19 protein-coding genes are annotated in these 19117 nt (G+C 60.0%); 7 read left to right on the forward strand and 12 right to left on the reverse strand.

The window, feature by feature from the left end; translation table 11 throughout:
- Window positions 1-49: 49 nt before the first annotated feature.
- From BW686_RS00115 to BW686_RS00125, 3 genes are read left to right on the forward strand one after another with little or no spacing between them, the layout of a single operon-like run.
- On the forward strand, window positions 50-730 hold the full coding sequence (locus BW686_RS00115) for a class I SAM-dependent methyltransferase (RefSeq protein WP_084913625.1): 681 nt from the start codon (window positions 50-52) through the stop codon (window positions 728-730).
- Window positions 731-734: 4 nt separating this feature from the next.
- On the forward strand, window positions 735-1457 hold the full coding sequence (locus BW686_RS00120) for a lipopolysaccharide kinase InaA family protein (RefSeq protein ID WP_084913627.1): 723 nt from the start codon (window positions 735-737) through the stop codon (window positions 1455-1457).
- On the forward strand, window positions 1454-1681 hold the full coding sequence (locus tag BW686_RS00125; RefSeq protein ID WP_084913628.1) for a hypothetical protein: 228 nt from the start codon (window positions 1454-1456) through the stop codon (window positions 1679-1681). Before BW686_RS00120 ends, BW686_RS00125 begins: the two co-directional genes overlap by 4 nt.
- Window positions 1682-1718: 37 nt before the next feature.
- Here the strand turns inward: BW686_RS00125 and BW686_RS00130 are convergent, their stop codons facing one another.
- The 7 genes from BW686_RS00130 to BW686_RS00165 form a co-directional block, all read right to left on the reverse strand.
- The gene (locus BW686_RS00130) at window positions 1719-2816 is read right to left on the reverse strand and encodes a DUF1513 domain-containing protein (RefSeq protein ID WP_084913959.1); all 1098 of its coding nucleotides are present in this window, start codon (window positions 2814-2816) and stop codon (window positions 1719-1721) included.
- A gap of 16 nt (window positions 2817-2832) precedes the next feature.
- Window positions 2833-3897: an imelysin family protein gene (locus BW686_RS00135; RefSeq protein WP_084913630.1), complete on the reverse strand. Its 1065-nt coding sequence runs from the start codon at window positions 3895-3897 to the stop codon at window positions 2833-2835.
- 73 nt (window positions 3898-3970) lie between these two features.
- Window positions 3971-5398, reverse strand: coding sequence for a di-heme oxidoreductase family protein (locus tag BW686_RS00140; protein ID WP_084913632.1), 1428 nt, complete (start codon window positions 5396-5398; stop codon window positions 3971-3973).
- Window positions 5399-5755: 357 nt separating this feature from the next.
- A complete protein-coding gene (locus BW686_RS00150) occupies window positions 5756-7114 on the reverse strand; it encodes an imelysin family protein (RefSeq protein ID WP_084913633.1) in 1359 nt (452 codons plus the stop codon).
- A gap of 181 nt (window positions 7115-7295) precedes the next feature.
- A complete protein-coding gene (locus tag BW686_RS00155) occupies window positions 7296-9347 on the reverse strand; it encodes a putative bifunctional diguanylate cyclase/phosphodiesterase (RefSeq protein WP_084913634.1) in 2052 nt (683 codons plus the stop codon).
- Between the two features lie 384 nt (window positions 9348-9731).
- The gene (gene sodB / locus BW686_RS00160) at window positions 9732-10313 is read right to left on the reverse strand and encodes a superoxide dismutase [Fe] (protein WP_084913636.1); all 582 of its coding nucleotides are present in this window, start codon (window positions 10311-10313) and stop codon (window positions 9732-9734) included.
- Between the two features lie 192 nt (window positions 10314-10505).
- On the reverse strand, window positions 10506-11108 hold the full coding sequence (locus tag BW686_RS00165; RefSeq protein ID WP_084913638.1) for a LysE/ArgO family amino acid transporter: 603 nt from the start codon (window positions 11106-11108) through the stop codon (window positions 10506-10508).
- Window positions 11109-11203: 95 nt separating this feature from the next.
- On the opposite strand from BW686_RS00165, the gene BW686_RS00170 reads away from it, so the two are divergent.
- From BW686_RS00170 to BW686_RS00180, 3 genes are all read left to right on the forward strand, one after another.
- Window positions 11204-12103: a LysR family transcriptional regulator ArgP gene (locus tag BW686_RS00170; RefSeq protein ID WP_084913640.1), complete on the forward strand. Its 900-nt coding sequence runs from the start codon at window positions 11204-11206 to the stop codon at window positions 12101-12103.
- Between the two features lie 72 nt (window positions 12104-12175).
- Window positions 12176-13168: an NAD-dependent epimerase/dehydratase family protein gene (locus tag BW686_RS00175; protein WP_084913643.1), complete on the forward strand. Its 993-nt coding sequence runs from the start codon at window positions 12176-12178 to the stop codon at window positions 13166-13168.
- An 84-nt stretch (window positions 13169-13252) separates the two neighbouring features.
- Entirely contained in the window at window positions 13253-14104 is an 852-nt protein-coding gene (locus tag BW686_RS00180) for an ATPase (protein ID WP_084913645.1), read from the forward strand.
- 112 nt (window positions 14105-14216) lie between these two features.
- On the opposite strand, the gene BW686_RS00185 is transcribed toward BW686_RS00180, so the two are convergent.
- The 3 genes from BW686_RS00185 to BW686_RS00195 are packed head-to-tail and all read right to left on the reverse strand — an operon-like array spanning window position 14217 to window position 16800.
- Window positions 14217-15266 (reverse strand): alkene reductase, encoded by a 1050-nt coding sequence (locus BW686_RS00185; protein ID WP_084913647.1) that lies wholly within the window; start codon window positions 15264-15266, stop codon window positions 14217-14219.
- A 21-nt stretch (window positions 15267-15287) separates the two neighbouring features.
- The gene (locus BW686_RS00190; protein WP_084913648.1) at window positions 15288-16454 is read right to left on the reverse strand and encodes an MFS transporter; all 1167 of its coding nucleotides are present in this window, start codon (window positions 16452-16454) and stop codon (window positions 15288-15290) included.
- 31 nt (window positions 16455-16485) lie between these two features.
- The gene (locus BW686_RS00195; protein ID WP_084913650.1) at window positions 16486-16800 is read right to left on the reverse strand and encodes an ArsR/SmtB family transcription factor; all 315 of its coding nucleotides are present in this window, start codon (window positions 16798-16800) and stop codon (window positions 16486-16488) included.
- Window positions 16801-16963: 163 nt separating this feature from the next.
- On the opposite strand from BW686_RS00195, the gene BW686_RS00200 reads away from it, so the two are divergent.
- On the forward strand, window positions 16964-17590 hold the full coding sequence (locus tag BW686_RS00200) for an acyl carrier protein phosphodiesterase (RefSeq protein ID WP_084913652.1): 627 nt from the start codon (window positions 16964-16966) through the stop codon (window positions 17588-17590).
- Here the strand turns inward: BW686_RS00200 and BW686_RS00205 are convergent.
- Both BW686_RS00205 and olsB read right to left on the reverse strand, forming a co-directional pair.
- A complete protein-coding gene (locus BW686_RS00205) occupies window positions 17521-18312 on the reverse strand; it encodes a lysophospholipid acyltransferase family protein (RefSeq protein ID WP_084913654.1) in 792 nt (263 codons plus the stop codon). The genes BW686_RS00200 and BW686_RS00205 overlap by 70 nt on opposite strands.
- The gene (gene olsB / locus BW686_RS00210; protein WP_084913656.1) at window positions 18312-19067 is read right to left on the reverse strand and encodes an L-ornithine N(alpha)-acyltransferase; all 756 of its coding nucleotides are present in this window, start codon (window positions 19065-19067) and stop codon (window positions 18312-18314) included. Before olsB ends, BW686_RS00205 begins: the two co-directional genes overlap by 1 nt.
- Window positions 19068-19117: the final 50 nt, after the last annotated feature.

A 19117-nucleotide genomic window follows, 5' to 3' on the forward strand; every position in this document is an offset into this window, starting at 1 on the left:
GACGGCTGGTTCTTTAGTTTGGCTCGCACCCATGTCAGGAGATGCTCACGTGAGCGAACGCATAGAACTCGAGTTTTCCCGCAAGTACGACAAATCGCACGCTCGTCAGTACCTCGAAAAGCACCAGGACGGTCTTTGGCGCAAGCTGTCACATCATCGCGATGAGCAGTTGGCGAGAAAGGCGCTGCGTCTGGCCGGTGACCCCGGGCTTGTGCTGGACCTGCCGTGCGGCGCAGGGCGTTTTTGGCCTCTGCTGGCGGAAAAACCCAACCGTTCGATCATTGGCGCTGACAACTCGGCAGACATGCTGGCCGTTGCCTGTGCCTCTCAACCGTCCGGGGTAGTGAAAAGGGTACAACCCTTGCAGACGTCTGCATTTGATATCAAATTGCCTGATAACGCGGTCGACAGCATCTTCTGCATGCGGCTACTGCACCATGTTGGGCAGTCAAGTGATCGAATGGCTCTATTGCGAGAGTTTCAGCGTGTTACCCGTGACAGTGTGATCATTTCACTGTGGGTGGATGGCAACTTCAAAGCGTGGAAACGCGGGCGTCTGGAGAAACAGCGTCAGCAGAAAAATGGGCAGGAAAGTTACCAGAACCGTTTCGTGTTACCCGTTGATACCGCAGAAACCGAATTTGAACAGGCAGGTTTTCGCATTCAGAAGCGAATGGATTTCCTGCCGATGTACGCCATGTGGCGTGTCTATGTCTTACGTAAAAGGTAAAAAGATGGGTGTGCAGTCCTTGAATAAGCCAGTTGTAGACTCGATGCAGGATGAGTTCAGCCATTTCTGGAATCAGCGCGGCGAATGGGTTGAAGAACCTAACGTGCGCCGTGGCGGAGAGAGTGGTGTACAGCGGCTTCTCATGGACGACGGTCAGACCTTTTATGCCAAACGTCAGACCGGGCACATCTACCGCAGTTTGCTGCATCCGCTGGGGCGCCCGACAGTATTGCGTGAGCGTGAAGCCCTCGAAGGCTTGCGCAAGCTGGGTGTCGTTGTGCCGGAAGTGGTGTTTTGCGGCGCAAAGAGGGACGACAACAATGCCTGGCGGGCATTGCTGGTCACTGTTGCGCTGGAGGGTTTCGGCGAAATTGAAAAGTGGCTGGAAGCCGGAGGCCGGGAGCGTCACGGCGAGCTGTTTTACGAGCGTATGCTCAAGGAAGTGGCCAATGCCCTGGCGCGCATGCACCTGGGTCGCTGGCAACACAGTTGTCTGTACATCAAGCACATCTTTGTACGTGCCACAGGCGATGGCCCTGATGCCGAGGTAGAGGTTGCCCTGCTTGATCTGGAAAAAGGACGTCGTCGTCTGACGGCTCATGGCGCTGCCCAGCACGACATGAAGCAACTGAGACGCCATTCGTCATTCAGCACTGCAGACTGGCAGAAGTTGGTCTACTTTTACCAGGCAGCATTTGGCAGCTCCATCAAAGGTTTAGAGTCATGAAACTAGAAGTGGCAAGAGGTCTGTTTGTCCTCGGCGCGTTGGCGATAGCGACCCTCGCAGTGGCGGCGCTTGAGCAACCGTCAACCCGGATTCTCACTGCGCAGCATGGCGAGGGGTTCTGCCCTCTGCCACGAGTGGCGAAGAACCTGGTGAACGTCCAGCCTGACAAAGACCTGTTGCTGTTCATGTACAGCCTGGCGCAGGGATCCGTCGGCAAAAACTGATCTCTACGGGCCAGCCCGTCCGTCAGCGCCGGAAAAATCAGGCCAGGTGAAGGTGGTTGTCCCAGAAGCCTGCAGGCAAGTCCAGCGGGCTCGCCAGCAGTTCCGGTTTGCGGCAATCGTAGAAGCGGCAGCGTCCCTGACCTGAGGTCACGACAAACCCGTCGTCTACCGCACCCACCCCTGCGCAGTCCGGTAACGGCGCATCCAGTTTCAACACGCCGCTGTCCAGATCCCAGATAAAGAACCGGTTGCCTCGCGGCGCCGTGAGCGCGACGAGCCGTAGCTCGCTGTGTACGGCGACGCTGGCGGTGTAGTGAGCCATTGCCCGCAATTGTTCTTCTGCCACCGGAAACGCCTGAAACGGTTGGCCTGGACGCTTGATCGCCAGCAGCTCTGCCAATTCGTGACTCTCGCCCATGAACTGTTGGCTGGCCAGTAGGGTGCCATCGCTGGCGATGCCCATGTGGCGAATGCTGTTCATTTGCTGAGAGAGCGTCTCCTTGCTCAATAAAGTGCCGTCGCGCTGCATCAGTACCAGACTCGGCTGCATGGCGTTCAGGTTCATCTCGACCCGGCTTTCTGCCTCGGTACGAATACCGCCGTTGGCAACTGCCAGCGTTTCGCCGTCCGGCATCCAGGACACCTGATGCGGGCCAATGCCGTGGGTAGAGATTTCTGCCGAATGCACCAGCCGCTCGCCGACGAATCGATACACGCCCAACAGCCCGCGACCCGGATCACGGGTGTCGTTTTCAGTCGCATACAGCCATTCGCCGTCACGATGAATCACCGCATGGCCGTAAAAGTGCCGGTCCGGTTGCGAAACGATGGTTTGCAGCAGGCTGCCGTCACGCACATCGATCAGATAGCTTTCGGTGCCGGGTCTGCGCGCGATGAAAACGGCGAGGGGCAGGTCGGGATGGTCAATGATGTCGTGACAGCGCTGGTTCACCTGGGTGGCAAACACCTGCGTCCCGTCGAGTCGAAAGCCGACGGCGTAGTGTTTGCCGTCGCCGTCGTCGCGTGCAGAAAGCAGCAGGGGGCCTGCGGCTTTCTGTCTGAACAGTGTCCAGCCTCTCAAGGTGCAGGCGCTGAGCAACAGGCTGCTCAGGGCCTTGGCCTGACGTCGCAACATCATTCGTACCTCTTGATCAGTCGCCGTCGTTGGCGTTGAAGCCCAACTGAATGCCCAATGCCTTGGCCAGCTCGCCTTCATGCAGGCGATGCACCGCGTTCAGGCTGTCATAGAACGCATTGAGTTGCTGGCGTCCCGTGTCAGTGGCCAGCAGATCGGCCAGCGGCGGCTTAAGTGCCGACAGCAGTGTGCGGCTGTTGGCGTAGGCTGCGTCGATTTTGTCGGCCAGCGGTTTCTGGTCGGCAGGCAGCAAGCCGCGCAGCCCTTTGTTGTCGACGCCGGTCCAGACGGTTTCGGCGCTGATCAGGCTGGCTTCCAGACTGCTGAGTGACGATTTGCTGCGCCATGAATCCGCCTGGAACGGCTGCGGCTGCCCTTTGCTCTGGCGGCCCAGTGGCGTGCCCAGTTTTTTCTTCAGGCTGTCCAGCGCCGTGACCTGCACCCGCAGCAACTCGGCAATCGCTTCATGGGAATCGGCGTAGCGCTGGTTGGGGAATTTGCTCAACTGCGCGAGCATGCCGTCGGTGCTGTTCCAGCTGTTGAGGATTTCTTCGGCCAGTTGCTTCTGGCGCTCACCGATGGCCATCAACAACGGGCAATAGCGCGCTTTCTGTTCAGCGTTGGCCATGTCGATTTCGGCATCGAACAGAATGTATTCATAGGCGGACAGCCCTTGAACCACAACGCTGGCCTTGGACAGCGCTTCGACGGTGACCTGCGGTTGTGCCGTGACCAGTTGCTCGACCTGACGGCCGACCAGGTTCTTCTTGTCCGGCCAGAACTGGATCTGCCAGGCGCGATTGCCTTCGGCCAGTGGGCCAATCAGCAGTGGTTGCAGCTCGGCCCAGGTTTTTTGCGCTTTCAGAAAGTCTGCACGCGCGGTGGCCAGGTCAGTGTTGCCCTGACAAAACGCCAGCGCGCTGGCTGCCAGTTGACGATCAGCCTCGACCCAACGGCTGTAGGTCGGCAGGATCACCTGTTTGGCAATCGCCGCAGACGTGACAGCCTGAGGATCGGAGGGCGAGCAGGCGCCCAACGCAAGCGCCGCAAGGCTGGTCAGCAACAACTTGGGTCGGAACATGTCCGGCTCCTTGATTTTGAAAAGACTATTTTTGAAAAGCATGTTTCGAACAAGCGATTTTCAGCGGCGCCAATCATAACGAATTCAGGAACGCCAGCAGTGCTGCACGCTGTTCGGCGTCATAAGCCAATACCTGTCTTTGCGCCGCCTGAGCTTCGCCGCCATGCCACAGTATCGCCTCAAGTGCATTGCGTGCGCGACCGTCATGCAACAGTTGAGTGTGCCCGCTTACCGTCTCGGTCAGGCCCAGGCCCCACAGCGGCGGCGTGCGCCACTCGCTTCCGGTGGCCTGGAATTCGGTGCGGTTATCCGCCAGCCCTTCGCCCATGTCGTGCAGCAGCAGGTCGCTGTAGGGACGAATCTCCTGGTTGGCCAGTTCAGGCTCGGCTGCATCGCTACGGGTCTTGAATGAAGGCGTATGGCACTGCTGGCAGCCCGCTTCAAAAAACAGATTCTTGCCGGCCAGCACCTGTGGGTCATCAACCTTGCGGCGTGCCGGAACGCCCAGATTGCGGGTGTAGAACTCCACGAGACGCAGGATATTGTCGCTGACCTCCGGCTCGCCCTGCGGACCATTGCCACTGGGCGCAGCCAGGCAATCGGTCTGAGCCGGCGTGCAATCGTCGAAACGGCGCAGGCTTGTGGTCAGGCCCATGTCACCGGAAAAGGCATGCACGTTCTGCTGGTTCAGAGTGGGTTGTCCTGCTTTCCAGCCGAACTTCCCCATGACGACTTTTTGCTGCGCATCATCCCAGACCCAGTTGGGCCGGCCGGAAATCCCGTCGGCGTTTTTGTCATCGGGATCGGCGTTGGCGAGGATGGCGTCATCCGCGATGGCCTCCAGCAACCCCAGGCCAATCATGGGCGGTGCGATACGTGCAGAGATGTGAGTATCAGGGTGCATCGGGCCATAGCCCAACTGAGTGATCTGCAGAGTCGGCCGGCGTAACTCGACCGACGTGCCGTCGCGAAACATGACCGTGAGCGCGTCGTATTCGACACGGACTTTGCCTTCCGGCGTAACGCCGGGGTTGGACATGTCCTGCAATTGCCCGCCATAAGTCGGTTCGGGCAGCACGCCATTGCGGCGGATCAGGTCCGCATAAGCCGGGTCGTCGGGAATCGACAACCTGACCAGCATCGAGACCGCGTTGCTGTCGCCTTCTTCCGGGGGATGCCCGCGGCCGTCTTTGATATGGCAATTCTGACAGGCATTGGTGTTGAACAGCGGGCCCAGCCCGTCGCGGGCCGTCGTGGTCGATGGCGCGATCACCCAGGGGCTGCGGAAAAAGCTGTTGCCGACGCTGAAGTCCAGCCGACGCACTGGCGACAGATTGGCTGCGGGCATGGAGAATGCGTTCTGATCGCTCTTCCTGACCGTGGCGCTGCCTCCGGACAACGCTTCGCCCGGCTCTGCGTGGGTAAAGCGCGGGGCGTCATCGCACGCGCTCAGGACCAGAGTCGCGAGCAAGGCAAGGCAAAGACTAAACCGCGTACTCATACGTATCCTGCAACGAGGTGCAAATCGGGGCGTGCAAGCTTATCAGCCTCGTGCGGTTTGAATAAGAGGGATTATCGTTTGTGCCCTCCGTGTAGCGCTCTTGTTTCTCATCCCGGGCGTGGGGGAGACCCTGCGCGTTAACGGCACGCGCACATGTCGGTTCATTGCGAATGGCCGTCGCGCATTGAAGTGAAGGGCAATGGCCCCGATCAGTGCAGCCGGGCCGTCATCAGGACGTAGTGCCGATGCGTTGTATTGACATGGCAGCGCGCCGTAAACACTGAATACCTGTTCCCATAAAAAATGCCGTTCAGCGAGCTGACCGGCATTTTTTGTGGCAGCAGGAAACGGACGCTATCAGAACTCGTGGTCAGCGTTGTCCGGGCTCAGGTCGGTGATGCCCAGCTTGCCCGCCGCTTGCTCGATGGCACCGGTCTGTTTGACCAGCGCGGCGATGGCGTCACGAACGACCTGATTGCCAGCGGTATTGCCTGCTGCAATCAGCTGGTCGAAGTGCTCGCCCTTGTTGGCGTGATCGACGATGACCTGCAGCTTGGCCTGGGTGTCGTCCAGGTCGGCGCGCAGTGTGGCGTCAGTGGCCGGGTCTACCTTGGCGACCAGCGAAGAGAGGCTTGGGCCGCTGACTTTGCTGCCGTCGGTACGGGTGTATTCGCCCAGGTAAACGTTGCGGATACCTTTGCCGTTGTAGAAATGCGAGTTATGCGTGTTGTCGCTGAAGCAGTCGTGTTCGTCTTCACTGGAGTTGGCTTCCAGCGCGACTTTCATGCGCTCGCCCGCCAGTTCACCCAGTGACAGGCTGCCCATGCCGAACAGCATCTTGCGCAGGCCGCTCTCACCGGATTCGGCTTCCAGCGAGGCACGGTAGTTGTCGGCGACGCCCGCTCTCCAGTTGCCGGACATTTCTTCCAGGTCGCTGACCAGCAGATCGGTGACTGCCTTGAGGTAAGCGCGACGACGTTCGTTGTGGCCGCCCGTGGCGCCTGCGCCTTCAAGGTAATCGCTGGCCGGGCGGTTGCCGGCGCCCGGGCCGGTGCCGTTCAGGTCTTGGCCCCACAGCAGGAATTCGATGGCGTGGTAGCCGGTTGCAACGTTCGCCTCGGAGCCGCCCAGCTCGTTCAGGCTGGCCAGTTTTTCGGGGGTGATTTCCTTCACGTCGACCTTGTCTTCGCCCACCTGAATCTCGGTGTTGGCGATGATATTGGCGGTGGCGCCCGGATTGCCCAGCGCGTGCTGGTAGTCCTTGGCCACGTAGTCGATCAGGCCTTCGTCCAGGGGCCAGGCGTTAACCTGTCCTTCCCAGTCGTCGATGATGGTGTTGCCGAAGCGGAAGACTTCGCTTTGCATGTAAGGCACACGGGCAGCGACCCACGCATCACGCGCGGCTTTCAGGGTTTCGTCATTAGGCTTGGCCAGAAACGCGTCGACTGCAGTGCTCAGTTTTTTCGCACCGGCCTCGGCGTCGTCGAATACTGCCGACACCATGTTGGCGTAGTTTGCGACCACGGCTTTGGCTGCCGCGTCGTCGGTCTGGGCTGCTGCGGGCGCGGCGGCAGGGGCGGGTGCAGCAGGCGCAGCGGCCGGGGCAGCAGGTGCCGCCGGGGCTGGAGCGGCAGCCTTGTCCTTGCCTTCGCCGCAACCGGCGAGTGAGATAGCGATGGCCAACAGACTAGCGGTTGCCAGAGGCATACGAATCATGACGGAATCCTGCGTCGAAAAAAGTGATGGCGAGGGTGCGCCCATAAAATCTGCGACATGATGCGAAAGATTTGCATTCGATGTAAAGGCAAAACGCCTTTGTGGTCGTGTTCAGGCATTCGGGAGGTTGTAACCGTCGGTTTCAAATGACTGATAATCGCCTCCTGCCCGGTCAGGTCATTCAGTGCAACGCAGCGTTGCCCGGCCGACTCTGTTTCAGGTAAGTCAGCAACTCCCGGGCGGGCAGTGGCTTGCTGTACAGGTAGCCCTGACCTTCGTGGCAGCCTTCGGTCATCACGTAAGCCTCTTGCTCGACGGTTTCCACTCCTTCGGCAATGACCTGCATGCCCAGGCTTTTACCCAGCTGAATGATTGCGCGCACGATGGTGGCGTCATCGTCGTCGTCAATCAGGTCCTGAACGAAACTCTTGTCGATCTTGATCTTGTCCAGCGGCAGACTTTTCAGGTAGCTCAGCGATGAGTAGCCCGTGCCGAAGTCATCAATGGCGATCAACGCACCGGAGCGTCGCAGGCTCAGGAGGTGTTGGGCGGCGGTATTAATGTCTTCCATCAGGCCGGTTTCAGTGACTTCCAGCTCCAGGCTGCGAGGCGGCAGGCGGTAGATCTGCAACAGGTTGTTGACCACGCGCGGCAGTTCGGCGTGATGCAGCTGCACGGTCGACAGGTTGACCGCCATGCGCAAATCGGTGAAGCCCTGATCGAGCCATTCGCGCAACTGGCGGCACGCCTGATCGAGCACCCATTCGCCGAGGGCGATGATGGTGCCGTTCTGTTCGGCCAGTGGAATGAATACGTCCGGTGGCACCAGGCCGTGTTCCGGATGTTGCCAGCGGATCAGCGCCTCTACGCCGACCACACGGTGATCGCGGTAGCTGATCTGTGGCTGATAGACCAGATAGAGCTGATTACGCGGCAGGGCTTCGCGCAGGTCTTTTTCGAGTTCGCGGCGACGGCGCATTTCGCTGTCCACACTGGCGATATAGAACTGATACCGGTTGCGTGAACGGGCCTTGGCGAGGGTCATGGTCTGTTCGGCTTTCTGCAGCAGCTTCTCGGTGCTGTCGCCGTCTTCGGGGAACAGGGTAATGCCGATGGTCGCTCGCAGCCGGATCTGTTGCTCGCCCACCACGAAGGGGGCTTCCAGTTCATCTAGAATGTTTTGCGCCAGCTCGGCCGCTTCGTAGGGCTGTTCGATGTCGGCCTGCACCAGCGCAAACTGATCGCCGCCCAACCGCGCCAGTGCCCCGAGGCGTCCGCTGTGAGCGCGTAACCGGTCTGCCAGTGCCAGCAACAATTGGTCCCCCGATTGATAGCTGAACTGTTCGTTGATGCCTTTGAAATCGTCCAGGCCTACACAGAGAATCGCCACCCGGTGCTGTTGACGTCCGGCGTCCTCCAGAATCCTGTCCAGCCCGGTCTGCAACTGGAGCCGATTGGGCAGGCCGGTGAGAAAATCGTACTGCGCCATGCGTTGCAGATTGTTCTCCGCCTCGTGCCGCAGGTAAGTATGACGCTCGATGGAGGCCAGCAACTGATTGGCCGTATTGACCCAGATCCCCAGTTCGTTTTTCTCGTGGCCTTTGAGCAGGGGCAGTTGATGTTCGCTGGGCCGGTCCGGGTTGATGGCGATCAGGTGTTCGATGATTTTGGACAGCGGCTTGGTCAGCAACCAGTGATAGACCAGGTACAACACCAGGCCCATTGCCAGAGCGCGCAATACGCCGGCAATGAAGATGACCCCGGCATTGAACAGAAAGCCTTCGCCATAATTGGCAGTGTCGAGGGTGATGCGCAGGTCGCCGTAGTACTCGCTGTAAGGGCTACGGCCCACCAGTTGAGTGGTGAAGCTGCGCTCCTGACCGAGGATGAGATCGGTCAGCCACCGGGTCGGAGACGCTTTGAGTGGACGGTCTTTTTCCGCAAGCAGGGTTTCGTTGGGATGGCCGATCGACGCCATGCGCACCGAGTCATCCTGAAACAGGCCCTCGATGACCTGCATGCCCATTTCGCGATCAAGGCTGTAGACGGCCTGAGTCGACGGGTCACGGAACATACCGAGAATGCGTTCGGCATCGTTCGCAACGGCCTGACGGGTCTTGTACGCGTCGAAAACGATCTGCGCACAGCTCAGCACGACGCCTACCAGAAGCGCCGAAAGCAGCACGACGCGCAGCAACTTCACCGACAGGCTGTTCTTGAGTTCCAGCTTCAATGGCCGTTCCTTAGTTCATGTCGGAGGGCGTATAACTTCACGGCCCTCGAAAAACCAGGTGCGCCTGTCGTGACATCTTAGAAGCGCACATGGTCGATCTTCGCGTTCCCTGCATCCACCGGCCAACGCCAACCCTGTGTGTCGGAAGGCGATAAGCGTCACTTGAGCAGAACACTGTAAAGAATTACGTCGTGGTAAGAGTCAGCCCGGATTTTCCGACAATACACAAAGTCCGGGCGGCAGGCGAAAAAAACATTCGTCAGTGGTGTGACCGGCAAGTCGATGTTTGACGCCGGGTGTTAATTCTTTGTCGTGATCACGGCGTTCCCAGGCGCGAACCATAAAAAAACCCGGCCGGGGCCGGGTTCTTCGATGACGCCAGGATCAGGCAGCGTATTGCTTGGCCACGAAGTCCCAGTTCACGAGGTTCCAGAACGCTTCTACGTACTTCGGACGCAGATTGCGGTAGTCGATGTAGTAGGCGTGTTCCCAGACGTCGCAGGTCAGCAATGGCTTGTCACCACTGGTCAACGGGTTGCCCGCACCAATGGTGCTGGCCAGCGCCAGGGAGCCATCGGCTTTCTTCACCAGCCAGCCCCAGCCGGAGCCGAAGGTGCCGATGGATGTCTTGCTGAACTCTTCCTTGAACTTCTCGAAGGAACCGAACGCAGCATTGATTGCATCGGCCAGCGCGCCGGTAGGTTCGCCGCCGGCGTTTGGCGCCAGGCATTCCCAGTAGAACGTGTGGTTCCAGACTTGAGCGGCGTTGTTGAAGATACCGCCCGAAGAAGTCTTGATGATTTCTTCCAGAGTCTTGCCTTCGAACTCGGTGCCTGGCACCAGGTTGTTCAGGTTGACGACATAGGTGTTGTGGTGCTTGTCGTGGTGATATTCCAGAGTCTCCGCAGAAATGTGCGGCACCAGAGCGTCTTTGGCGTAGGGCAGTGGCGGCAATTCAAAAGCCATGGTTTATCTCCTTTACAGGTCAATTGCGGTAATCGCACGGCCGATCACGGGCGGCCAGATACAGCATGCACCGGGAGTTTTACTCTTTTGCGGCGCAGACCCCGGATCATAGCACCGGGTCTGCGGCATAACCACGCAACAACTGTGTGGGATAGAGGTTCCTGCTGTGTTGCCCCTGCGGACATGAAACCTTCAGGCCGAGCGAATCAGCTGGTAGGCCACGCTGAACATCATCACCGCAACCATCGCGTCCAGCAGGCGCCAGGTGGCGGGGCGTGCCAGCCAGGGGGCAAGCCACGCCGCGCCGATGGCAAGGGCTGAAAACCACAGCAGTGAAGCACTGGCTGCACCGGCCACGTAGGCGCCAGGCACGCTCTGCTGTGCGCCGAGCGAGCCGATCAGCAACACGGTGTCCAGATAGACATGCGGGTTGAGCAGGGTGACAGCCAGTGCGCTCAACAGCACGGTGCGGCGCGACCTGATACCTGCCGCGGCGCTCTGTTCAAGGCTTTGTCTGGAGCAGGCACGGCGCAGGGCCTGCAAGCCATACACACTGAGGAAAATCACACCGCCCCAGCGCGCGACCGCCAGCAAGGTCGGGTTTTGCGCCAATACGTTGGCCAGGCCGAAGACGCCGACCGCAACCAGTATGGCGTCGCAGAGAATGCACAGCAGCGCGACGGGTACGTGGTGTTCACGACGTAGACCCTGAGCCAGCACGAACGCATTTTGCGAACCGATGGCCATGATCAGGCCTGCCGCGATCAGCAGGCCGTTGAGGTAGCTTTGCCACATGAAGAGTGTCCCGTTGAGCCGATTCAGGTGGCGATTCTCGTCCCTGAAGCGTTATAAGGAAAACCAATAATGCTGATCGCTCATTAGGAAAACTGATGTTCGACTACAAATTGTTATCAGCGCTCGCGGCGGTCATCGAACAGGCTGGCTTCGAACGTGCCGCCCACGTGTTAGGCCTGTCACAGTCGGCGGTTTCGCAGCGCATCAAATTGCTCGAAGCGCGGATCGGTCAGCCGGTCCTCGTGCGTGCAACGCCGCCCAGTCCGACCGACATCGGGCGTCGCCTGCTCAACCATGTGCAACAGGTGCGCCTGCTGGAGCGGGACTTACAGAGCCAGGTGCCGTCTCTGGATGAAGAGGGAATGCCCGAGCGCCTGCGAATCGCCTTGAATGCCGACAGCCTTGCGACCTGGTGGGCGCCGGCAGTCGGGGAGTTCTGCGCGCAACACCGCCTGCTGCTCGACCTGGTCCTGGAAGATCAGGACGTCGGGCTCAAACGAATGCGTGCCGGTGAGGTAGCGGCCTGCCTGTGTGGCAGCGAACGGCCAGTGGCCGGTGCTCGCAGCCAGTTGCTGGGCGCCATGCGCTATCGCGCGCTGGCCAGCCCGTCATTTATCGCCCGGCACTTTCCGGACGGTGTCAGCGCTCAAGCGCTGTCCAGGTCGGCCGCGCTGGTGTACGGACCGGATGATTTCCTGCAGCATCGGTACCTGGCTCTTTTGGGGGTGCAGGATGGTTTCGAGCATCATCTATGCCCGTCATCCGAGGGTTTCATCCGTATGATCGAAGCTGGCATGGGCTGGGGGCTGGCGCCCGAGCTGCAGGTGCGCGAGCAATTGCGCAACGGCTCGTTGCGCGAACTGCTTCCCGAGCGCTGCATCGATGTGCCGCTGTACTGGCATCATTGGCGCAACGGCGGTCAGTTGCTCACGCGTCTAACCGAACACCTTGCGCAACACTCGGCACGCTGGCTGGTGCCGCTGAGCGAAGAATGATCGTCAATACGATCATGTGTAATCAATGCAGGCAGGTGTAGCCTTTCTGCAGACCCGTTAATGGAGCGGTAAATGAAGATTCTGGTCACCGGCGCGAGCGGCTTCATCGGTGGACGCTTTGCGCGTTTCGCCCTGGAGCAGGGCATGAGCGTGCGGATCAATGGCCGTCGTGCCGAAGGTGTCGAGCATCTGGTCAGGCGCGGCGCCGAGTTCATTCAGGGCGACCTTGCCGACCCTTATCTGGTCCGGGCGCTGTGCGACGACGTCGAGGCGGTGGTGCATTGCGCGGGCGCTGTCGGTGTGTGGGGCCGTCGTCAGGATTTCGTGCAGGGCAACGTGCAACTCACCGAGAACATTGTCGAGGCCTGCCTGAAACAAAGAGTGCGAAGGCTGGTCCATCTTTCGTCGCCATCGATCTATTTTGATGGCCGTTCCCGGCGTGACATCAAGGAAGAGCAGGTCCCCAAGCGTTTTCACAACCATTACGCGGCGACCAAATACCTGGCTGAACAAAAGGTGTTCGGCGCCGAAGAGTTCGGTCTGGAAGTGATTGCCTTGCGGCCACGCTTTGTCACGGGAGCCGGTGACAACAGCATTTTCCCGCGGCTGCTGCACATGCAGCGTAAAAAGCGCCTGTCCATCGTTGGCAATGGTTTGAATGTGGTGGATTTCACCAGCATGCAAAACCTCAACGAAGCGCTGTTGAGCAGCTTGCTGGCCACCGGCTCCGCATTGGGCAAGGCCTACAACATCAGCAACGGCACGCCGGTCCCGTTATGGGATGCCATCAACTATGTGATGCGGCAGATGAACCTGCCTCAGGTCACCCGTTATCGTTCTTACGGGCTGGCTTACAGCGCAGCGGCAATGAACGAAGGCGCCTGCATGCTCTGGCCAGGCCGACCTGAACCTACCCTGTCGCGACTGGGTATGCAGGTCATGAACAAGGATTTTACGCTTGATATCAGCCGCGCCAGGCATTATCTGGATTATCAGCCTCACGTCAGCCTGTGGACGGCGCTGGATGAATTCTGTGGCTGGTGGCAGGCACAGCACGCAATCTGAATACGGTAGTGGCACAGTGAGATTGAGCAGGCGCTGTTGTTATACTGCCCCACTTTGGTTTAACAGCTTCCTGAAGGGTTATTCATGCGTAACGATCCATACGATGACGTCGATGACGTTCCGAGCCTGACCGCCAAGGATGACGATGATGACTTCGCGCCGGGCAATGGTGCCCGCGAGCGCACCACGGTCTATTCGCGCAACACGCCGGTGGTCAAGGTCAAGGGACCGAGCACTGGCCCGTTGTGGGCGTTGGTTGGTGCGTTGTTCATCGCTTTTTGCGGCCTGGGCTGGTGGAGTTTTCAGCAGGTTTCCCTGATGGAGCAGCAACTGGTTGCCACGCAGGAGAGCTTCGCGCGGATCAGCGAAGAAGCGGCCGGACGCCTGCAGGATATCTCCGGCAAAGTGGTCGCGAACGAAGCGTTGTCCAGTGATGGAGAGGCGCTCAAGCAGCGTATCAAGTTGCTGGAAGCACAGCTGGAAGATCAGGACAAACAACGCGAAGGCGTCGAAGGCCAGCAGGGCAGCCTCGACAAACGTCTGGAGCAGATGGCTGCGCAAACCGCCCAGCAGCAGGCCGAAAGCACGCAGTTGCAGGAGCAACTGAAAAACGTCGTGACTGAGCTGGCAGCCTTGAAGGCTTCGTTGCCTGAATTGAAAACGGCGCAGACCGAGCAGGGCAAGCTGGACGCGCAGATCAAAAGCCTGGCGGCCGATGTCGCGTCGCTGAAGAAGCAGGGTGATCCGTCGGCAGCCATTGCGCGGGTCGAGCAGGACCTGATGGTCCTCAAAAGCGAGCAGGAGAACCGTCCGGCGCCTTCGGCAGGCACCAACACGGCCGAGTTTGATGCATTTCGCGCTCAGGTGACGCGCAACATCAACACCCTGACCAGTCAGATCCAGAACCTGTCTCAGCAGCTCAACGCGCGCCGTTGACGTCGGGCATCCCCTGCCGCAGCTGCCCGCTCTCGTGGACTGTTGATCCAGGTGCAGATGCAAAGAAACCCTGACGCGTGCGCGCCGGGGTTTCTTTTATTGCGCTACCGGTTTACAGGCGTGGGTAGTCGATATAGCCGACCGGGCCTTTAGCGTAGAACGTCTCCGAATGAGGTTCGTTCAGCGGTGCATCGCTGGCCAGACGCTCTGGCAGGTCCGGGTTGGCAATGTAAGGCACACCGAATGCGATGGCGTCGGCCTTGCCGTCTGCCAGCCAGGCATTGGCGCTGTCCTTGGTGAATTTCTCGTTGGCGATGTAGACGCCGCCGAAATCCTTCTTCAACTGCGGACCAAGGCTGTCTTCGGCATCACGCTCACGGGCGCAGATAAACGCGATACCGCGCTTGCCGAGCTCTTTGGCAACGTAGCCAAAGGTTTCGGCACGGTTTTCATCGCTCATGTCATGCATGTCGGCACGAGGCGAGAGATGCACACCGACGCGGCCGGCACCCCAGACATCAATGACCGCGTCGGTCACTTCCAGCAGCAGACGGGCACGATTTTCCACCGAGCCGCCGTACTGGTCTGTGCGTTGGTTGGATCCGCTCAGCAGGAACTGCTCGAGCAGGTAGCCGTTGGCGCCGTGAACTTCTACGCCGTCGAAGCCCGCTGCCTTGGCGTTTTCTGCGCCGACCCGGTAAGCCTCGACGATGTCACCGATTTCAGCCAGTTCCAGCGCACGCGGCGTTGGCAGCGGCGTGATCGGGCGCATCAGGCTGACATGGCCTTCGGCTGCGATGGCGCTAGGGGCAACCGGCGTTTCGCCATTCAGGTACGAAGGGTGAGAAATGCGGCCCACGTGCCACAGTTGCAGCACGATGCGGCCACCTGCGTTGTGTACGGCCTTGGTGATGTTGCTCCAGCCACGAACCTGATCGCTGGACCAGATGCCCGGTGTGTCGGGATAGCCCACGCCCATCGGCGTGACCGACGTAGCTTCGGTCAGAATCAGGCCCGCCGAGGCGCGCTGTACGTAATACTCGGACATCATCGCGTTGGGCACACGGCCTTCATCGGCGCGGCAGCGTGTCAGGGGCGCCATGATGATGCGGTTGGGCAGTTGCAGATCGCCAATGGTGATCGGGTCAAAAATAGTCGTCACGTGTCGAATCCTCGTAAGTGATCAATGTGTAGCGTGTGCCAGATCGGGATTGCCGGTCTGGCGGAACGTAATCAGGGTAATAATCAGGGCAAGCACTGCCAGCACGGCAGCCGCCAGAGGCACGCTGGTCAGGCCAAGGCCGTGCGCGATAACGCTGCCACCGACCCAGGCGCCAAGCGCGTTACCGACGTTGAATGCGCCGATGTTCAGAGTTGAAACCAGATTGGGTGCGGCTTTGCCGAAGGTCACCACGTTGATCTGCAAGGCCGGGACCGCAGCAAAGGCTGCCACCGCCCAGAGGAACAGGGTGATTTCAGTCGGGATCAGCGCGGTGCTGGTCCAGCTCAGCGCTGTGGAAATCACGGCCATCGACGCAAACACGGCAATCAGCGTGGACGACAGACGACGATCAGCCATTTTGCCGCCGATCACGTTGCCTGCCGTCAGGCCAAGGCCGATCAGCAGCAGGGTCCAGGTCACGCCGTTGGGCGACACGCCGGTCACTTCGCCGAGCAGCGGTGCGATGTAGGTGAACAGCGTGAACATGGACGCCGAAAACAGCGCGGTCATGGTCAGCGACAGCCAGATACCGGCACCTTTGAGGGCGCCCAGTTCGGCGCGCATGTCGAGCTTTTCTTCGTTGCGATTGGTGGGCAGAAAACGGATCAGACCAATCAGTGCAATCACGCCGATGACCGTGACGGCCCAGAAGGTCGAGCGCCAGCCTGCGTATTGACCCAGCGCGGTGCCCAGCGGGACGCCCAGCACGTTGGCCAGGGTCAGGCCGGTGAACATCAGCGCTACCGCCGATGCACGACGGTTGGCCGGAACCAGGCCTGCCGCCACGACCGAGCCGATACCGAAGAATGCGCCATGGCACAGCGCCGTGACCACTCGGGCGAACATCAGGACGTTGTAGTCACTGGCCAGCGCGCAGAGCAGATTGCCGATGATGAAAATTCCCATCAGCGTCACCAGCGCAGCCTTGCGTGGCAGTTTGGCCGTGGCCATTGCCATGAAGGGCGCACCGACGGCGACACCCAGCGCATAGCCGGTCACCAGCCAGCCAGCGCCGGGAATGGAAACACCCAGGTCGGCGGCAACGTCAGGCAACAGGCCCATGATGACGAATTCAGTGGTGCCGATAGCGAAGGCGCTCAGGGCCAGAATGAGTAGCGAAAGGGGCACGGTGCATCTCCTTGAAGCAAACTTGTAAAAATCAGGTCGGGTTGTTCAGTTCATGAACCAGCGCCTGAACGAACGCCTGGATCACTTCTTCGTTGCGTCGGAAGAAGTGCCATTGACCCACCTTCTTGCTGCTGATCAGCCCGGCGCGTTGCAGCGTTGCCAGATGGGCCGACACCGTGGACTGGGACAAGCCGGCGCGTTGATCGATCTGTCCGGCGCAGACGCCGTGTTCGATCGAGTACTGCTGGGCAGGAAAACTTGTGCGCGGGTCCTTGAGCCAGGTCAGGATTTCTCGGCGGACCGGGTGGGCCAAGGCTTTTATTATGTCGTCGAGGTCGATGGGCATGTCGTTCTCACAGGCGGTGTAGCGATATATCGCGATAGGGCGAACCTTATATCTGTATTTCGCGATATACAAATATGATTTTGTGCTTAAGGGCGACCGAATCGGTATATCGGGTTATATCGATATATAGACTGCACGCCCGGAAGCGGCGTACGCTTGCCCCATGAACTATCTGGCACATCTTCATCTTGGCGGGCATCGACCCGCCCAATTGCTCGGCAGCCTGTATGGCGACTTCGTCAAAGGTCCGCTGCCGGGACGTTTTCCTGCAGAACTCGAAGCGGCCATTCGTCTGCACCGCAGCATTGATGCCTTTACGGACAGCCATCCGTTGGTCAAGGCGTCCATTGCGCGCTTCCCGGCCCCGCGACGGCGGTACGCGGGCATCATGCTGGACGTTTTCTTCGATCACTGTCTGGCTCGCGACTGGCATGTGTATGCCGATCTGCCGCTGGAGGCGTTTACCCGCAAGGTCTATGGCACGCTGGCTGCCGAACCGCAGTTGCCTGAGCGACTGGCGCTCATCGCACCCCGCATGGCGGCGCAGGACTGGCTGGGTTCGTATCGGGATTTCGAGGTGTTGGGACAGGTGCTGAGCGGGATATCCCGGCGGCTGTCACGCCCTGAAGGGCTGGCTGGCGGCATGCAGGAGCTGCATGCGCTTTACCAGCCCTTGAGCGAGGACTTCGCCGAGTTCTATCCGCAACTGGAGGCGTTCGCTCAGGCGGCTCGGGCCGGGCGAGCAACCACTTCATTCGGCTCGACAGGTTCGCCAAACAGCGCCACTTGAACGGCCTGCTGGGCTTTGTACGCCAGCGCGGCGCGCTCCTGATCCGCAGTCGGGATCGGTGTCAGCAAGTGGATATGCACGTCGCTTTGTTCGTTGGCGAACAGGCGGCGCAAATGTGACAGCAGGTCATCGTCGCCAATGAACGGGGCTATCGGGTCAGGCTTGCCGTCACGCGAATAACCGATGGCCACCGGCTGGATGGGCACGCCGGCTTCTATGGCACTGGACAGCAGGCGACCGTGGAACGTCCGCAGGCCCTTGCCATCAGTGGTGGTGCCTTCCGGAAAGATCAGCAGCGCGTTGCCCTGTTGCAGGTGATTGCACATTTGCTTCTGGATCAGACGGCTGTCGCCCGACCCACGGCGAATGAACAGCGTACCGGCTTTCAGTGCCAGCCAGCCGGCCACCGGCCAGGTCCGCACTTCGGCTTTGGACAGGAACGACAGCGGCGCGAGCATGCCCAGCAGGGCGATGTCGGTCCATGACACATGATTGCTGACCCACAGCATCGGCTGCTTTGGCAATTCGCCGGTCACGGTCACGCGAAAGGGCAGGGCGTTGCTCAGGCGCGCCATGAACCAGCGGCTCCAGCGCTGCCTGCGCTCCATTGAACTCCCGAACTTGATGCGTTCCAGTATGGCGAACGCTCCGGCAATCGTCAGGCCGAGCGCTACCACCATCAGCACTCGGGCCACGCGGACGTAGCCGCGCATCCGGCTCATCACACGGCCGCCTTGAAGTGACGCGCGTAGCGTGGGCACAGGTCGTCGCGCTTGAGCAGGATGAACACGTCGGCGACCTGGAAATCCTCGTCCCAGCACGGCTCGCCGCAAATTTTGGCCCCGAGGCGCATATAGGCCTTGAGCAGCGGTGGCATTTCGCAGATCACGTTGCTCGGAATGTCGAGGGTCGGCAGCGGGTTCTTTGGCTCGGCGCGCAGGTGCTCGTTGCACAGGTAGCGTTCACGCAGGCGCTGCATGATCGCGTGGGCCTGAATGCCGCCGTCCTGCATCGGGATGCTCGCGCACCCCATCAGGTAGCTGTAGCCGCCCTCGTTGAGCACTTCGGCTAGTTCGCTCCACAACACCGCGATGGTGCCGCCGTTACGGTAGGCCGGGTCGACGCAGGTGCGGCCCAGTTCCAGAATCGGGCCTTGCAGATGAGCCAGGCCGTGCAGGCTGAATTCTTCTTCACTGTAAAAGCTGCCCAGCGTATTGGCCGCTTTATGGTCGAGCAATCGCGTGGTGGCCACCAGACGTCCGGTGTTCAGGTCGCGAACCCCGATGTGCGAGCAGTGAATATCATAGTCATCGATATCCAGACCTTCTTCAGCGCCATTGAGTCGGGCGTTGAACTCTTCGCTGAACACACTGAAACGCAAGGCCTGTGCTTCCTGCAAGGCGCGCGTTCCAATCAGGCGCTCGGCCTGAAGGCGACGTTCAGAAGTGTTGTCACGAATGCGGGCGATCTGGGTCATACGAATCTCCATGAGCCAGCCTTGGCTGATAGGGCTGGTTGACTGATTTG

Source organism: Pseudomonas syringae, from assembly GCF_002157375.1.
Taxonomy (GTDB): Bacteria; Pseudomonadota; Gammaproteobacteria; order Pseudomonadales; family Pseudomonadaceae; genus Aquipseudomonas; species Aquipseudomonas syringae_T.

Coding starts and splice junctions, on each gene's coding strand:
- sodB (WP_084913636.1), bottom strand. CDS start 10,313: ATGGCTTTTGAATTGCCGCCACTGCCCTACGCCAAAGACGCTCTGGTG.
- olsB (WP_084913656.1), bottom strand. CDS start 19,067: ATGACCCAGATCGCCCGCATTCGTGACAACACTTCTGAACGTCGCCTT.
- BW686_RS00125 (WP_084913628.1), top strand. CDS start 1,454: ATGAAACTAGAAGTGGCAAGAGGTCTGTTTGTCCTCGGCGCGTTGGCG.
- BW686_RS00150 (WP_084913633.1), bottom strand. CDS start 7,114: ATGATTCGTATGCCTCTGGCAACCGCTAGTCTGTTGGCCATCGCTATC.
- BW686_RS00140 (WP_084913632.1), bottom strand. CDS start 5,398: ATGAGTACGCGGTTTAGTCTTTGCCTTGCCTTGCTCGCGACTCTGGTC.
- BW686_RS00195 (WP_084913650.1), bottom strand. CDS start 16,800: ATGCCCATCGACCTCGACGACATAATAAAAGCCTTGGCCCACCCGGTC.
- BW686_RS00165 (WP_084913638.1), bottom strand. CDS start 11,108: ATGTGGCAAAGCTACCTCAACGGCCTGCTGATCGCGGCAGGCCTGATC.
- BW686_RS00180 (WP_084913645.1), top strand. CDS start 13,253: ATGCGTAACGATCCATACGATGACGTCGATGACGTTCCGAGCCTGACC.
- BW686_RS00175 (WP_084913643.1), top strand. CDS start 12,176: ATGAAGATTCTGGTCACCGGCGCGAGCGGCTTCATCGGTGGACGCTTT.
- BW686_RS00120 (WP_084913627.1), top strand. CDS start 735: ATGGGTGTGCAGTCCTTGAATAAGCCAGTTGTAGACTCGATGCAGGAT.
- BW686_RS00205 (WP_084913654.1), bottom strand. CDS start 18,312: ATGAGCCGGATGCGCGGCTACGTCCGCGTGGCCCGAGTGCTGATGGTG.
- BW686_RS00130 (WP_084913959.1), bottom strand. CDS start 2,816: ATGTTGCGACGTCAGGCCAAGGCCCTGAGCAGCCTGTTGCTCAGCGCC.
- BW686_RS00170 (WP_084913640.1), top strand. CDS start 11,204: ATGTTCGACTACAAATTGTTATCAGCGCTCGCGGCGGTCATCGAACAG.
- BW686_RS00135 (WP_084913630.1), bottom strand. CDS start 3,897: ATGTTCCGACCCAAGTTGTTGCTGACCAGCCTTGCGGCGCTTGCGTTG.
- BW686_RS00200 (WP_084913652.1), top strand. CDS start 16,964: ATGAACTATCTGGCACATCTTCATCTTGGCGGGCATCGACCCGCCCAA.